A 14222-nucleotide genomic window follows, 5' to 3' on the forward strand; every position below is an offset into this window, starting at 1 on the left:
CCGTTGCCGTCGGGGAACGGGTGGAAGAAGCAGACGTCGAGATACGCCCGCGCCACGCGCGCCGGCAACGGAGCAGTGCCGTGGGCGTCGGCCAGGTGCGCGTCGAACTCCGCGGGAGTGGTGGGGCCGTAGCGTTCCCGGCCGCCTTTGGCGAACGCGGCGGTGGTGCGGAACGCGGCCGGCTCACCGAGCACGAGGTCCTGCCAGCCGGCGAGAAGCTCGAAGGTGCGGGGCCGGCCGGCGTCGGCCCCCACCTGGGCAAGCGCGGCCAGCAGCCGCTCGGCCCGCCGCTCGTCGCGACGGCGCACCACGGTGCCGGCGAACTCGACCACGCCGTCACGGGCCCCGGTCCGCGGTGTGACGTCGGGAACTTCGTCCCACGCGACGCCGGAGCGGACCGTGAGCCAGGTCCGCAGATCGTCACGCACCCGAGTCGGCGGCCGCGATCCGCCGCGCGAGGTCGGTGACCTCGGAGTCCTCGGGCGCGCTCCAGGACTGGAACCGGCCGCCGATGGCTTCTTCGACGAGGCCCACGTCGGCGATCCCGTGGTAGGTCAGGAACCACTCCAGCACCTGCGCACAGTGCCGGTACCACGCGTCCCCGGCGCCGGTGCGGTCCACGACCTTGTCGACGAGCACGGGCACAGCCCGCTCCCACGCGGCCAGTCGCTCTTCCTCGGAGCCGGCCGGGAGCGCGTGCGTGGGGAACAGGTCGGCGAGCCGCTCCAGCCAGCCGCGCCATTCGCGCAGCGCGGTAAGGGCCCGCGCGGACGTTTCGGTCGGTGTGGTCACGGAATGCGCGCCGCAGCACCAAGCGGTCACCGGCCCGCCGCCGAAATCCCCTTCGTCGCGGGCCCAGGCCCAGCCGCGGGTCCACGGACCGAGCCGCTCGTCGAGGGCCGCCAGCACGCCTTCGGTCCAGTCGTCGTCCGCCGCCCACGGAACCGACGCGATGATGCCGGCCGCCACTTCGGCGTCGAAGGGGTGCGTCGCGGGGTCGACCGCGACCCAGGTCAAGCCGGCCGGATAGTAGTCGTACAGCGACACAGGCGTGAGGATCCCGCAGTCCACTGTCGACTCGCAACCGCTTTTCGCGGGCGAATTCGCTTGCGCCGCATGGTGTTCTGGAAGGGTGACCGAACCGAACCGCCCCCATCGCTGGGATCTCGTGCGCCCGGACCAGCTGGGGAGCCTGCCTGCCGGGGCGCCCGTGTTGTGGTTCCTGGACGAGCTCGCGACGTGTGCGGCGAAGGTGCTGGCGCGCAGCGAGGACGGGGATCTCTACTTCGTCGGGCGGTCGGCCGACAGCGTGTACGACCTGTTGAGCGGGGCGCTGACCGATCGCAGCCGGCTGCGGTTGCTGCCGTGGTCACTGGGGATGGCCGACCACGCCTTGCTCGGCCCGATGCGGCCCGGTGAAACGGCCCAGCTGCGCGCCAACCTCGCCGACGCCGGGCTGTCCCCCGCGGCACTCGCGGGTGGTGGGCCGCCGGTGGTGCTCACGGACCTCGTCTCGTCCGGGGGCACGTTCGGATGCCTGACCCGCATCCTCCGGCAGTGGGCGGAAGACGACGGAGTCGCGTGGCCGGAAGTCCGGCGGCGCGTGCGGTTCCTGGGCATCACGCTGCGCCGTAAGACAAGCCCCAAGACCTGGCGCTGGCACCAGCACGCGGACTGGACCGCCGGCCTGCCCACCAGCGCCAGCCGCAACGTCTCCCTTGACGCGAACGTCTGGAGCTACTTCGGCAACTGGCAACCGAAGCTCACGCGCTCGTTCACCCGCGTGCGCTGGGGTGCCGAGGACGCCCGCGCGCCGCGGCACGACGACAAGGCGCGCGAAGCCCTTGCCGAGGCGCTGGCGGTCGTGGCGGCGGGACGGACGGCCGGGGTGCGGGACCGGATGGTGCGCGAGATCGTGAAGGAACCGGCGATCGCGCAGCGGTGGCTGCGCGATCTGGTGACCGAGCTCAAGCTGCCCCGGCCCCGACTCCGAACCCCCACGCCGCCGGGAACGCCCCAGGCCTCCTAGGCCTCCTCGTCCTCCAGCATCTCCGGCGTCACCGCGGACTCCGTGTCCGGGATGTTCAGGTCCTTCGCCCGCTTGTCCGCCATCGCAAGCAAGCGCCGGATGCGGCCGGCGACCGCGTCCTTCGTCATCTGCGGGTCGGACAGCTGACCCAGCTCCTCCAGCGACGCCTGCCGGTTGGACAGCCGCAGCTTGCCGGCCGCCAGGAGGTGGTCCGGGGCGGTGTCGCCGAGGATGTCGAGGGCGCGTTCGACGCGGGCGGCCGCCGCGACGGCCGCCCGGGCCGAGCGACGGAGGTTCGCGTCGTCGAAGTTGGCGAGGCGGTTGGCGGTGGCGCGGACCTCGCGGCGCATGCGCCGTTCCTCCCACTGCAGCACGCTCGCGTGGGCGCCGAGGCGCGTCAGCAGCGCGCCGATGGCGTCCCCGTCGCGCACCACGACCCGGTCGGCGCCGCGGACCTCGCGCGACTTCGCCTGGATACCCATGCGCCGGGCCGCGCCGACGAGTGCCAGCGCCGCTTCCGGGCCCGGGCACGTGACTTCCAGCGACGACGAGCGGCCGGGTTCCGTCAGCGAACCGTGGGCGAGGAACGCGCCGCGCCACGCGGCTTCCGCGTCGGCGACCCCGCCGGACACCACGGCGGCGGGCAAGCCACGAACGGGCCGCCCGCGCTGGTCGATCAGCCCGGTCTGGCGGGCGAGGCCTTCGCCGTCCTTCACCACGCGCACGACGTAGCGCGTGCCCTTGCGCAGGCCGCCGCTGGCGGTGATCACGTGCACGTCGGACTGGTGGCCGTAGAGCTCGTGGATCTCCTTGCGCAGCCGCCGGGCCACGGAACCCGTGTCGAGCTCGGCCTCCACCACCACCCGGCCGGCCACGATGTGCAGCCCGCCGGCGAAGCGAAGCAGCGACGCGACCTCCGCCCGGCGTGGCCCGATCTTCGTGATCTCGAGCCTGCTCAGTTCGTCCTTCACCGCGGCGGTCATCGCCATGTACTGCCCCTCCTGCCTTCCGCTGCGCGCCCGCCGTCAGCCACGGTGCCCGCTGTGTCCCCCATCGAGGCCGAGAGCCTCTCGCATGCACCGGGCGAGCGCATCAGGATCATGCCGTCCCTCCACGACCGGGTCGGCCACCGCCCCCAGGTGGGCGCGACCACCCAGCCGCTGCGCCGCCCGGCGCAGACTTGCCGGGTCCGGCACGGAATCGCGGTCCGCGATCACGGCGTCGACCCGCAGCGCGGGGGCGTGTTCGAAGAGTACGTCGAGATGCCGCTCCGGTGAGAACCCGGCAGTTTCCCCCGGCTGGGGGACAAGGTTGAGCACCACCACCTTGGTGGCACTCGTGCGCACGAGCGCGTCGTACAGATCCGGCACGAGCACGTGCGGCAACACGCTGGTGAACCACGAGCCCGGCCCGAGGAACACCACGTCGGCCCCGAACACGGCCTCGACGGCCTCCGGACAGGCCTGCGGCGGCCGCGCCTGGCGACCGACCGGGTGCAGGCTGATGCGGTGGACCTGGCCGGGTGTGCTCGCGACCGCGACCTGCCCGCGGATCCGGCGGACGGCATCCGGGTCTTGGCTGTCGAGACCGCTCACCTCGGCCTCGATCTCCAGCGGCTCCGGCGACATCGGCAGCACCCGGCCGGAAATGCCCGTCAGGCGGCTCGCCTCGTCGAGCGCCGCCACGGGGTCGCCGAGCACCTCGAACAGGCCGGCCAGCAGGAGGTTGCCCACGGCGTGGCCGGCCAAGGCGCCGTCGCCGCCGAAGCGGTGCTGGAACACCTCGGCCCACAGCGTGCCGCCGTCCTCGGCCGCGAACGCCGCGAAGGCCTGCCGCAGGTCGCCCGGCGGCAGGAGGCCCAGTTCACGCCGCAGCCGCCCGGACGAACCCCCGTCGTCGGCGACGGTGACGACCGCCGTGACTTCCCGGGTGACCCGCCGCAACGCGGTGAGCGTCGCGTGCAGGCCGTGTCCACCGCCGAGCGCGACCGCGCGTACGTCACTCACGGCCAAGGTCGCGGTGCACCACCTTCACGGCCATTCCGTCCTCCTTGGACAGTCGGTGCGCGAGCTCCTCCGAGATCGCGACGCTGCGGTGCTTCCCGCCCGTGCAGCCGACGGCGAGCGTGAGGTACCGCTTGCCTTCGCGCTTGTATCCGGCGCCGATCAGGCGCAGCAGCTGGTGGTAGCGGTCGAGGAACTCCTCCGCGCCTTCCTGCGACAACACGTAGTTGCGGACCTCCCCGTCGAGGCCGGTGTGGTCGCGCAGCTCCGGGATCCAGAACGGGTTCGGCAGGAACCGCACGTCCATCACCAGGTCGGAGTCCATCGGCAGGCCGTACTTGTAGCCGAACGACAGCACGGTCACGCGCGTCTGCGTGCTCGCCTCGGAGCCGAAGGCGTCCTCGATCTTCGCCCGCAGGTCGTGCACCGACAGCGCCGACGTGTCGAGTACCAGGTCGGCTTCCTCGCGCAGCGGCGCGAGCAGCTTGCGCTCGGCGGTGATGCCGTCGGCGAGCCGGCCGTCGCCCTGCATCGGGTGACCGCGGCGGACTGCCTCGAAGCGACGCACCAGCACCGCGTCGGTGGCTTCCAGGAACAACACGCGCGGCTTGTACCCGCGCGCGTCGAGGTCCTTGATCACTGAGGCCAGGTCGTCGGTGAACGCGCGCGAACGCACGTCCATCACCACGGCCACCTTGGTGATCGCGCCGCGCGCCTGCGCGCCGAGCTCGACCATGGTGGCGATGAGCTCCGGCGGCAGGTTGTCCACGACGAACCAGCCCAGGTCCTCCAGGCACTTCGCCGCCGTGGAGCGGCCCGCTCCCGAAAGGCCGCTGACGACGGCGACCTCCATCCCGGTTCCCCGGTTGTCCTCTTGCGCACTCACGATGGTTCCTTCCCCGATCACGACCCCTTGTCCCCTCCCGAGCCGGCACCGGTCTCCCCGGCCAGTGCCGCCACCACGGCCTCCGCAGTACGCCTGCCGAAGCCGGGCACCGCCTCGATCTCCTCGACCCTGGCTTGCTTGAGCTTCTTCACCGAGCCGAAGTGCTTGATCAGCGCGGTACGCCGAGCCTGCCCCAGCCCGGGCACACTGTCCAATTCGGACGCCGACAGCCGCTTGGACCGCTTCTCGCGGTGGTAGCGGATGGCGAAGCGGTGGGCCTCGTCACGCAGGCGCTGCAACAGGTACAGCGCTTCGGACGTGCGCGGCAGGATCACCGGGTCGGGGTCGGCCGGCAGCCAGACCTCCTCCAGCCGCTTCGCGAGCCCCACCACCGCGATGTCGGTGATCCCCAGTTCCGCCAGCACGTCGGCCGCCGCCGTGGCCTGCGGGCCCGCGCCGTCGACCACGAGCAGATTGGGCGGGTACGCGAACTTGCGCGGCCGGCCCGTCTCCGGGTCGATGCCCGGGCGGGCGGATTCGATCGCCTCCTCGTTCGTTTCGCCGCTGCCGTCGCCGGTCTCGGCCGGGCCGTCCTCGGCGGTTTCCTTGAGATAGCGGTGGAACCGGCGGCGCACGACCTCCGCGATCGACGCGACGTCGCCCTCTTCCGCGGCCTCGCGCAACGCGAAACGGCGGTACTCGGACTTGCGCGCGAGACCGTCTTCGAAGACCACGAGCGACGCGACCACGTCACTGCCCTGGATGTGGCTGATGTCGATGCACTCGATGCGCAGCGGCGCGCTGTCGAGCGCGAGGAAGTCCTGCAACTCCTGCAGCGCGGCGGACCGCGCGGTGAGGTCGCCGGCGCGGCGCAGCTTGTGCTGGGTGAACGCTTCGGCCGCGTTGCGCGCCACCGTCTCGGCGAGGGCCTTCTTGTCGCCGCGCTGGGCGACGCGCACGCGCACCCGCGAGCCGCGAATCCCCGAGAGCCACTCCCCCAGCGCTTCCGCGTCGGCGGGCAGCTCGGGCACGAGCACCTCCCGCGGCACGACCGGGCCGCTGTCGACGCCGTCGCGCGCCGCGCGGTCTGACTCCTCGCCGTAGAACTGCGTGATGAACTGATCGACGAGGTCCGGCACGGCCATTTCCTCGGCCTTGTCGATGACCCAGCCGCGCTGGCCGCGCACGCGCCCGCCGCGAACGTGGAAGACCTGAACGGCGGCTTCGAGCTCGTCGTGTGCGAAGGCGACCACGTCGGCATCGGTGCCGTCGCCGAACACCACCGCCTGCTTCTCCATCGCGCGGCGAAGCGCCCCGAGGTCGTCACGCAGCCGCGCGGCGCGTTCGAACTCCAGCTCCTCCGACGCGGCGGACATCTCCTGTTCGAGCCTGCGGATCATCGCGTCGGTGCGGCCGGCGAGAAAATCGCAGAAGTCCTCGACGATCCCGCGGTGCTCGTCGGCGCTGACCCGCCCGACGCACGGAGCCGAGCACTTGTCGATGTAGCCGAGCAGGCACGGCCGCCCGATCTGGCCGTGGCGGCGGAACACGCCGGCGGAACACGTGCGGGCCGGGAAGACGCGCAGCAGCAGGTCGAGCGTCTCGCGGATCGCCCACGCGTGGGAGTACGGCCCGAAGTAGCGCACGCCCTTCTTGCGCGCCCCGCGGTAGACGTGCAGGCGCGGGAACTCCTCGTTCAACGTCACCGCGAGCACCGGGTAGCTCTTGTCGTCGCGATAGCGGACGTTGAACCGCGGGTCGAACTCCTTGATCCAGTTGTACTCGAGCTGCAGCGCCTCGACCTCGGTGGTGACCACGGTCCACTCGACGCTCGCGGCGGTGGTGACCATCTGGCGCGTGCGCGGGTGCAGGCCCATGAGGTCGGCGAAGTAGGAGTTCAGCCTGCTGCGCAGGCTCTTGGCCTTGCCGACGTAGATGACCCGCTTGGCGGCGTCGCGGAACTTGTACACGCCAGGGGCGTCCGGGATGCTCCCCGGCGAGGGACGGTAGGTGGTCGGGTCAGCCACGTCACTGAATCTACGCAGTGGCACGTAGTGCCTCCGTTGAGGGTGGCGGCGGGGGCATGGATGGACCATGGCTCGGCCCTGACAGATTTGCGGGGCCCCGGGTGCACAGTGCCCAACGCTGCCCTTCGGGTGCCCCTCGCATCGCCATCGCGTGCTCCCGACCCGACGGAAGTCGGGTGATTCGGACACGAGCGACCTTCGTCGGTTCCCGGCCGGGTGACGCGCTGATTACGGTCCGTCCCAGCCGAGACCCGGCTCTTCGGTCCCCACCGAAAGGATCTTCCCTTGAGAAGCACCCGTTTCGCCTGCGAGGCCACGGCCGCCGCGGTCGCGTTGACCCTGGCCGGCGGCACCGCCGCCACCGCGCAGACGAACATCGTGGGCGGCGGCACCGCGCCCGCCGTCAGCTGGGGCGCCCAGGTCTACGTCAACACGCCGGGCCGCGACTTCCAGGGCTTCAACTGCTCCGGCACGGTCATCGCGTCGCGCTGGGTGATGACGGCCGTGCACTGCCTCGACGAAGACGGCAATGGCATGTACGTCCGCGTGGGCACCAACACGCTCCTCGGCGGCACCAAGATCGCCGTCGACCGCGAGGAGGAATCCCCCCACGGCGACATCGCCCTGTTGCACCTCGCCCAGGCCACCTCCAACCAGCTCTACGGCTGGGGCCGCACGACCCCGACCGGTCCGCCGGCCTCGGCGTTGAAGGTCGCGAACGTGCAGGTCACGGGTCGCTCCACCGACGCGTACGGCGGGCGCGCGATCCAGAGCGTCGGGATCAACGGCTCGGCCTGGAAGGGCAACTCGGGCGGGCCCGAGGTCTCGAACGGCGTGCAGGTCGGCGTCGCGTCGACCGTGCAGAACCAGAGCGGCACGAACACCCGCGGCACCAACAACTACGCGAGCGTCGCCACCAGCCGCTCGTGGGTCCGCAGCACCTCGGGCGTCTGATCCGGGGCGCTCTGGTCAGCCGAAGCGGGGGTGCGTGGCCGGGTGCCCCGGGCCACGCACCCCTATCCTGGCGGTCGTGAGGATCGCGACGTGGAACGTCAACTCGATCGTGCCGCGGCTGCCACGCGTGCTCGATTGGCTCGAGCATTCGGCACCCGACGTCCTGTGCCTGCAGGAGCTGAAGAACACCACCGACGCCTTCCCGCTCGAACCGGTGCGGGCGCTCGGCTACGAGGTCGCCGCCTACGGGCTCGGCCGCTGGAACGGCGTCGCGATCGTCTCGCGGGTCGGCATCACCGACGTGGTCCGCGGCCTCACCGGTGAGCCCCAGTTCGAAGGCGCGGCGGAAGCGCGGGCCGTCGGCGCCACCTGCGGCGGCGCGCGAGTGTGGTCGGTGTACGTGCCCAACGGCCGGGAGCCCGACAACCCGCACTACGCGTACAAGCTCGAATGGCTCGAAACCTTGCGTACGACCGTCGCGGCAGAGCTGGCAGCGCTGCCCGGGACACCGTTCGCCGTGCTCGGCGACTTCAACGTCGCCCCCACCGACGCCGACGTGTGGGACCGCTCGCTGTTCGACGGCTCCACCCACGTCACCGAACCCGAACGCGCGGCGCTGGCCCGCCTGCGCGACCTCGGGCTGGCGGACGTGTTCCCGCGTCCGCTGAAGTACGACCACCCGTTCACGTACTGGGACTACCGAGCCGGGAACTTCCCCAACAACCGCGGCATGCGCATCGACCTGGTGTACGGCAACAAGCCGTTCACGTCGGCCGTGCGGGATTCCTATGTGGACCGCGAGGCCCGCAAGGGCAAGGGCCCGTCGGACCACGCGCCGATCGTCGTCGACCTGGACCTCTGACGCACCAACGAGAACACCGCCCGGACCACGGTCGTCCAGGCGGCGTTCTCGCTTGACGGGTCAGGAACCCGTGGCCGCCTTGTGCAGCTTGCGCAGCGCGCGCACCGCGGCAACAGCGCGGTCGCGGTCCACGGCCTGCACGGCCATCACGGAGAAGTACTCGTCCTCGGGCAGCTCCAGCCGCGCCCACGAAGCACCGTCGGGGAAGCTGACCGAAAGCACGTCGCTCCACAGGAACCGGCGGGTCGTGATCACGTTGCGGACCTCGATGCCGGTCGCGTCCGCGCGCACGCGGGCGTTGGCGAACAGCATCGTGCCCAGCGCCAGCAGCACGCCGATGCCGATCATGGCCACCTGGTCCGACTTCTCGAACACGACGCCGGTGTGGGAGTTGCGGAGCAGGATCGCCACGACGATGAACACGGCGAGCAGCAGCACGGCCAGCACGCTGCACATCACCAGGGCCCGCCGGGGGCGGATCACGAGCGTGGTCTCCTGGTGCTCACTCACGGCCGGGCTCACACGAATCCCCGCTCGGTCCACGGCTGGCGCAGGCCGCGCAGCACGTGGGCGGAGTCGAGCGCCGCGACCGTGGCCTCGTAGCCCTTGTCCTCCTTCGAACCCGGCAGACCGGAACGGTCGAGCGCCTGCTGCTCGTCGTTGACCGTCAGCACGCCGTTGCCCACCGGGGTGCTCTCGTCGAGCGCCACGCGCGTGAGGCCGGCCGTGACCGAGTCGCACACATAATCGAAGTGCGGGGTCTCGCCGCGGATCACCACGCCGAGCGCCACGACCGCGTCGTGGTGGCGGGCCAGCGCCTGCGCGACTACCGGAAGCTCGACGGCGCCGGCGACGTGCACGACGGTCGGCTCCTCCTCGAGCTCCGCCGCCTTCGCGGCGGCCAGCGCACGCTCCAGGAGCGTGTCGGTGATGTTCGCGTTCCACCGCGTGGCCACGATGCCGAGCTTCAGCGCCTTGCAGTCGCTCAGGTCGAGCTCGAACTCGGGCCGTCCCTCACCGCTCATCGGGTGCTGTCCCCTTCTCCGCCTGGTCGGCGGCACCCACCTGTTCGTAGTGCTCCAGCTGCGCGAGGTCGTGCCCCATGCGGTCGCGCTTGGTGCGCAGGTACCGCAGGTTCTCGGGGTTGGGCGAGATGGGCAGCGGCACGCGGCCGGTGACCCGCAGGCCGTACCCCTCGAGCCCGACGCGCTTGGCCGGGTTGTTCGTGAGCAGCCGCATCGACCGCACGCCCAGGTCGCACAGGATCTGCGCGCCGGTGCCGTAGTCGCGCGCGTCGGCCGGGACGCCGAGCGCGAGGTTGGCGTCCACGGTGTCCGCGCCGGCGTCCTGCAGCTGGTAGGCCTGCAGCTTGTGCAGCAGTCCGATGCCGCGACCCTCGTGGCCGCGGATGTAGAGGACGACGCCGCGGCCTTCGTCGGCCACGGCCTGCAGCGCGGCTTCGAGCTGGGGGCCGCAGTCGCAGCGCAGGGAGCCGAAGACGTCGCCGGTCAGACATTCGGAGTGCACGCGCACGAGGATGTCCTCGCCGTCACCGATCTCGCCGTAGACGAACGCGATGTGCTCGATCCCGTCCAGCAGACTGTCGTAACCCACCGCGCGGAACGTGCCCGCCGCCAGCGGGATCCGGGCCTCGGCGACGCGTTCGACCTGCTTCTCGGTCCGACGCCGGTACGCGATCAGATCGGCGATCGTGATCACCCGCAGGTTGTGGTCCGCGGCGAAAACCTCGAGCTCGTCGCGCCGGGCCATGTCGCCTTCGTCCTTCTGCGACACGATCTCACACAGCACACCGGCGGGGTTGAGCCCGGCCATGCGAGCCAGATCCACCGCGGCCTCGGTGTGACCCGGGCGGCGCAACACGCCACCCTCCTTCGCCCGCAACGGCACCACATGCCCGGGCCGGCGGAAGTCCTTCGCCGACGCGGCCGGGTCAGCCAGCAACCGCATCGTGTGCGCCCGATCCGCCGCCGAAATACCCGTGGTGATGCCCTCGGCGGCGTCGACCGTGACGCTGTACGCGGTTCCGCGCACGTCCTGGTTCGTGTGGTACATCGGCGGCAGATCCAGCCGATCCGCCTCCGCCTCGGTCAACGCGACACACACATACCCCGAGGTGTAGCGGACCATGAACGCCAGCAGCTCCGGCGTCGCCTTCTCCGCCGCGAAGATCAGATCGCCCTCGTTTTCCCGATCCTCGTCGTCGACGACCACCACGGCCTTGCCCGCCGCGATGTCCGCGACCGCCGCCTCGATGGCGTCCGCGTCGAACACCGCGCCGGCACCGCAGGGCGTCCAGCCCGTCCGCGGCTCGGCCGCCTTCGTCTCGCTCACGGCTGCTCCTTCGTACCGTCGGACCGAACGTCAGACATTGTGCGCGCTCGCGGCCAGATGTGGGGTGGCGAGCTTCTCGACGTACTTCGCGACGACGTCCACTTCGAGGTTCACGAGGTCGCCCGCCTCGCGCCGGCCCAGGGTCGTGACCTCGAGCGTGGTCGGGATCAATGCCACGGAGAACTGCTCGGCGGTGATCGACGCCACGGTCAGCGATACGCCGTCGACGGCGATCGAGCCCTTCTCGACGACATACTTCGCCAGGCCCGTGGGCAGGGCGAACGTGGTCACGCCCGTGTCGTCGCGGGAGAGGAAGACACCCGTGCCGTCGACGTGGCCCTGCATGATGTGCCCCCCGAGCCTCCCGCCCGCGGGGGTGGCGCGCTCGAGGTTCACGGCGTCGCCCACGGCGACCTTGGCGAGGCTGGAGCGCGCCAGTGTCTCGTTCACCACATCGACAGTGAACGCGCCGTCCGAGACGTCCACGACCGTCAGGCACACCCCGCTGACGGCGATCGAGTCGCCGTGGTTCGCGTCGGACGTGACCAGAGGACCACGCACCGTGAGCCGCGCCATGTTCGTGCCCTGCTCGACCGCGGTGACTTCGCCGATCTCCTCGACAATCCCGGTGAACACTGCTGCTGCCTCCTCGCCGCCGTCACCGTCCGAACCCGGTGATCCCTCCATCCAACACCCGCCCCCACCCCGGTGCTTCCCGGGGCGTGGGGTCAGTTCGCGCGGTGGCGCGCGGCCTGTTCGCGCAGCGCCGCGACCGCCAGGCCAGGGTTGTCCGCACCGTAGACGGCGGACCCGGCGACGAAGCAGTCGACGCCGGCTTCGGCGGCTTGCTCGATGGTCTCGGCGTTGATCCCGCCGTCGATCTCGACCACGAGCCTGAGGTGGCCGGTGTCGACGAGGCGGCGCGCGGTGCGCACCTTCTCCAGCACGTCGGGGATGAACGACTGGCCGCCGAACCCGGGCTCGACGGACATCACGAGCAGCGTGTCGTAGTGCTTGAGGGTCTCGACGTAGGGCTCGAGCGGAGTCCCGGGCTTCACCGACAGGCCGGCCTTCGCCCCGGCCGCGCGCAGGTCTTTCGCGAGCTTCACCGGGTCGTTCGCCGCTTCCACGTGCACCGTGACGTTGTAGGCGCCGGCCTCGGCGTACCCGATCGCCCAGCGGTCCGGGTCGTCGATCATCAGGTGGCAGTCGAGCGGCACGTCGGTGGACTTCAGCAGCGCCTCGACCACGGGCAGCCCGAGCGTCAGGTTGGGCACGAAGTGCGCGTCCATCACGTCCACGTGGACCCAGTCGGCGCGGGTCTCCCCCGGGTGCGCGATCGCCGCGATCTCCTCGCCGAGCCGGGCGAAGTCCGCGGACAGGATGCTGGGTGCGATGAGGGGTCGAACGGCCACCCCCTGAGTCTAGGTCGGGGCGGTTAACCGTCGTGAACCGGCTGCGGCGGCCCGGTGTTCTCCTTTCGGACAGCCACTGATCATCCGGATGATTCGTGCGCAACACATGTATCCGGACTAATAGGCCGAGCCGGAGTTTCCGGATTAATCCCCATCCGAGGAGAACCTGCATGAGAACGCTCTTCGCCGGCCGCCGCAAGTGGCTGACCGCGGGCGCGCTCGGCGCCGCGCTGATCGCCGCGGCCCCGGTCGCCCTGGCGACGTCGGACACCGTGACGTCGCGCACCGCCTCCACGGGTGACCGCACACAGGACGTCCGCAACGCGATCCAGGGCGGCACCGCGCGCAACGTGATCCTGTTCGTCGGCGACGGCATGGGCCAGTCGGAGATCACGGCGGCGCGCAACTACGAGCGCGGCGCGGCCGGGCGGCTCGCGATGGACGAGCTGCCGCTGACCGGCGACTACACCACGTACGCCGTGGAGCAGAACAACCCCGGCAAGCCGAACTACGTGACCGACTCGGCCGCGTCCGGCACCGGCTGGGCCACCGGCACCAAGACCTACAACGGCGCGATCTCGGTCGACGCGTACGGCGACCCCGTGCCGACCATCCTCGAACTGGCCAAGCGCGGCGGCCTGCGCACCGGCGACGTCACCACCGCGGAGATCCAGGACGCGACCCCGGCCGTGCTCGGCTCCCACGTGGTCAGCCGCGACTGCAAGGGCCCAGCCGAGACGACCGCCAAGTGCGCGCGGAACGCCAAGGAGAACGGCGGCGCCGGCTCGATCTCCGAGCAGCTGGTGCAGACCCGCCCCGACGTCCTGCTCGGCGGCGGCGCGGCCTTCTTCAACCAGAAGGTGACGGCGGGCAAGTTCAAGGGCAAGACCGTGCTGGACCAGGCGAAGGCGGCCGGCTACAACGTCGTCAACACCGCGGCTGACCTGGCGAAGGCGAAGAAGGGCAAGCCGGTCCTCGGCCTGTTCGCGGCGAACAACATGCCGGTGAACTGGACCGGCCCGGCCGCGGTTCACGGCGGCACCCAGCCGGCGCGCTGCACCCCGAACCCGGCGCTGCCGAAGACCCAGCCGAAGCTGGCCGACCAGACCCGCAAGGCGATCGAGCTGCTCGACGACCGAAACAGCGACAAGGGCTTCTTCCTCCAGGTCGAAGGCGCCAGCATCGACAAGCAGGACCACGCGGCCGACCCGTGCGGTCAGATCGGCGAGACGGTCGACTTCGACTCCGCGATCGCCGCGGGCCTGGCGTACGCCCGCAGCCACCGCGACACCCTCGTGCTCGTGACGGCCGACCACGGCCACAGCAGCCAGATCGTGGAGCCCACCGCCACCCCGGGCTTGACCGCGACGCTGGTCACCAACGAGGGCTCGACCATGACGATCGCCTACGGCACCGCCGAGACCGGCGGCTCGCAGTCACACACCGGCACGCAGGTCCGCATCGCGGGCTACGGTCCGCAGGCCGCGAACGTCGTGGGGCTGACCAACCAGACCGATGTGTTCTCGACGCTGAAGCGCGCTCTGCGCCTGCGCTGATCACCCTGCCCGCGAACACCCCAATGTGGCGTTCGGTGCGCTCAACGCACCGAACGCCGCCATGGGTGCGCGCAACGCAACCAACGCCACGTTGGGGCGCGCCCGGGGACGAAGGCTAGGCTTCGCGGCATGAGTGCG

14 protein-coding genes and 1 pseudogene are annotated in these 14222 nt (G+C 71.2%); 4 read left to right on the forward strand and 11 right to left on the reverse strand.

From position 1 onward, the window contains the following. Positions 1 to 26: 26 nt before the first annotated feature. Positions 27 to 428: pseudogene (locus tag AB0F91_RS10465) on the reverse strand (hypothetical protein); the annotation flags it as partial. Then, complete coding sequence (locus tag AB0F91_RS10470) at positions 421 to 1047, reverse strand: hypothetical protein (protein ID WP_360596599.1); 627 nt, start codon at positions 1045 to 1047, stop codon at positions 421 to 423. The pseudogene AB0F91_RS10465 and the gene AB0F91_RS10470, both read right to left, overlap by 8 nt. Positions 1048 to 1132: 85 nt before the next feature. Here AB0F91_RS10470 and AB0F91_RS10475 point away from each other — a divergent pair, with 85 nt between their 5' ends. Beyond that, complete coding sequence (locus tag AB0F91_RS10475; RefSeq protein ID WP_360596600.1) at positions 1133 to 2029, forward strand: hypothetical protein; 897 nt, start codon at positions 1133 to 1135, stop codon at positions 2027 to 2029. On the opposite strand, the gene whiA is transcribed toward AB0F91_RS10475, so the two are convergent. Genes whiA through uvrC form a run of 4 tightly spaced genes read right to left on the reverse strand, consistent with a single transcriptional unit; the run spans position 2026 to position 6945 of the window. Continuing rightward, positions 2026 to 3018 (reverse strand): DNA-binding protein WhiA, encoded by a 993-nt coding sequence (gene whiA / locus AB0F91_RS10480; protein ID WP_285968830.1) that lies wholly within the window; start codon positions 3016 to 3018, stop codon positions 2026 to 2028. The two genes, AB0F91_RS10475 and whiA, sit on opposite strands and share 4 nt — an antisense overlap. Before the next feature lie 36 nt (positions 3019 to 3054). Beyond that, positions 3055 to 4041, reverse strand: a complete 987-nt coding sequence (gene yvcK, locus AB0F91_RS10485; protein ID WP_360596602.1) for a uridine diphosphate-N-acetylglucosamine-binding protein YvcK — start codon at positions 4039 to 4041, stop codon at positions 3055 to 3057. Next, entirely contained in the window at positions 4028 to 4885 is an 858-nt protein-coding gene (rapZ, locus tag AB0F91_RS10490) for an RNase adapter RapZ (RefSeq protein ID WP_360597079.1), read from the reverse strand. The genes yvcK and rapZ overlap by 14 nt, the downstream gene beginning before the upstream one ends. Positions 4886 to 4935: 50 nt before the next feature. After that, entirely contained in the window at positions 4936 to 6945 is a 2010-nt protein-coding gene (gene uvrC / locus AB0F91_RS10495; protein ID WP_360596604.1) for an excinuclease ABC subunit UvrC, read from the reverse strand. 285 nt (positions 6946 to 7230) lie between these two features. On the opposite strand from uvrC, the gene AB0F91_RS10500 reads away from it, so the two are divergent. Both AB0F91_RS10500 and AB0F91_RS10505 read left to right on the forward strand, forming a co-directional pair. Further along, a complete protein-coding gene (locus tag AB0F91_RS10500; protein ID WP_360596605.1) occupies positions 7231 to 7899 on the forward strand; it encodes a trypsin-like serine protease in 669 nt (222 codons plus the stop codon). A 76-nt stretch (positions 7900 to 7975) separates the two neighbouring features. Then, a complete protein-coding gene (locus AB0F91_RS10505) occupies positions 7976 to 8761 on the forward strand; it encodes an exodeoxyribonuclease III (RefSeq protein ID WP_360596606.1) in 786 nt (261 codons plus the stop codon). A gap of 60 nt (positions 8762 to 8821) precedes the next feature. Here AB0F91_RS10505 and AB0F91_RS10510 read toward each other — a convergent pair whose 3' ends face one another. The 5 genes from AB0F91_RS10510 to rpe all read right to left on the reverse strand — a co-directional run bounded on the left by AB0F91_RS10510 (position 8822) and on the right by rpe (position 12528). Beyond that, entirely contained in the window at positions 8822 to 9217 is a 396-nt protein-coding gene (locus AB0F91_RS10510) for a PH domain-containing protein (RefSeq protein ID WP_360597081.1), read from the reverse strand. A 62-nt stretch (positions 9218 to 9279) separates the two neighbouring features. Further along, entirely contained in the window at positions 9280 to 9786 is a 507-nt protein-coding gene (ribH, locus tag AB0F91_RS10515; RefSeq protein WP_360596607.1) for a 6,7-dimethyl-8-ribityllumazine synthase, read from the reverse strand. After that, positions 9776 to 11053 carry a bifunctional 3,4-dihydroxy-2-butanone-4-phosphate synthase/GTP cyclohydrolase II gene (locus AB0F91_RS10520; RefSeq protein ID WP_360597083.1) on the reverse strand — a complete coding sequence of 426 codons (1278 nt, stop codon included), beginning with the start codon at positions 11051 to 11053 and terminating at the stop codon, positions 9776 to 9778. Before AB0F91_RS10520 ends, ribH begins: the two co-directional genes overlap by 11 nt. 90 nt (positions 11054 to 11143) lie before the next feature. Then, positions 11144 to 11749, reverse strand: a complete 606-nt coding sequence (locus tag AB0F91_RS10525; protein WP_360596609.1) for a riboflavin synthase — start codon at positions 11747 to 11749, stop codon at positions 11144 to 11146. 92 nt (positions 11750 to 11841) lie between these two features. Beyond that, positions 11842 to 12528, reverse strand: a complete 687-nt coding sequence (gene rpe, locus AB0F91_RS10530) for a ribulose-phosphate 3-epimerase (protein ID WP_360596611.1) — start codon at positions 12526 to 12528, stop codon at positions 11842 to 11844. Positions 12529 to 12698: 170 nt separating this feature from the next. Here rpe and phoA point away from each other — a divergent pair, with 170 nt between their 5' ends. After that, positions 12699 to 14084 (forward strand): alkaline phosphatase, encoded by a 1386-nt coding sequence (gene phoA / locus AB0F91_RS10535; RefSeq protein ID WP_360596612.1) that lies wholly within the window; start codon positions 12699 to 12701, stop codon positions 14082 to 14084. The last annotated feature ends 138 nt before the right edge of the window (positions 14085 to 14222 follow it).

It is taken from the genome of Amycolatopsis sp. NPDC023774, from assembly GCF_040639695.1.
Taxonomy (GTDB): Bacteria; Actinomycetota; Actinomycetes; order Mycobacteriales; family Pseudonocardiaceae; genus Amycolatopsis.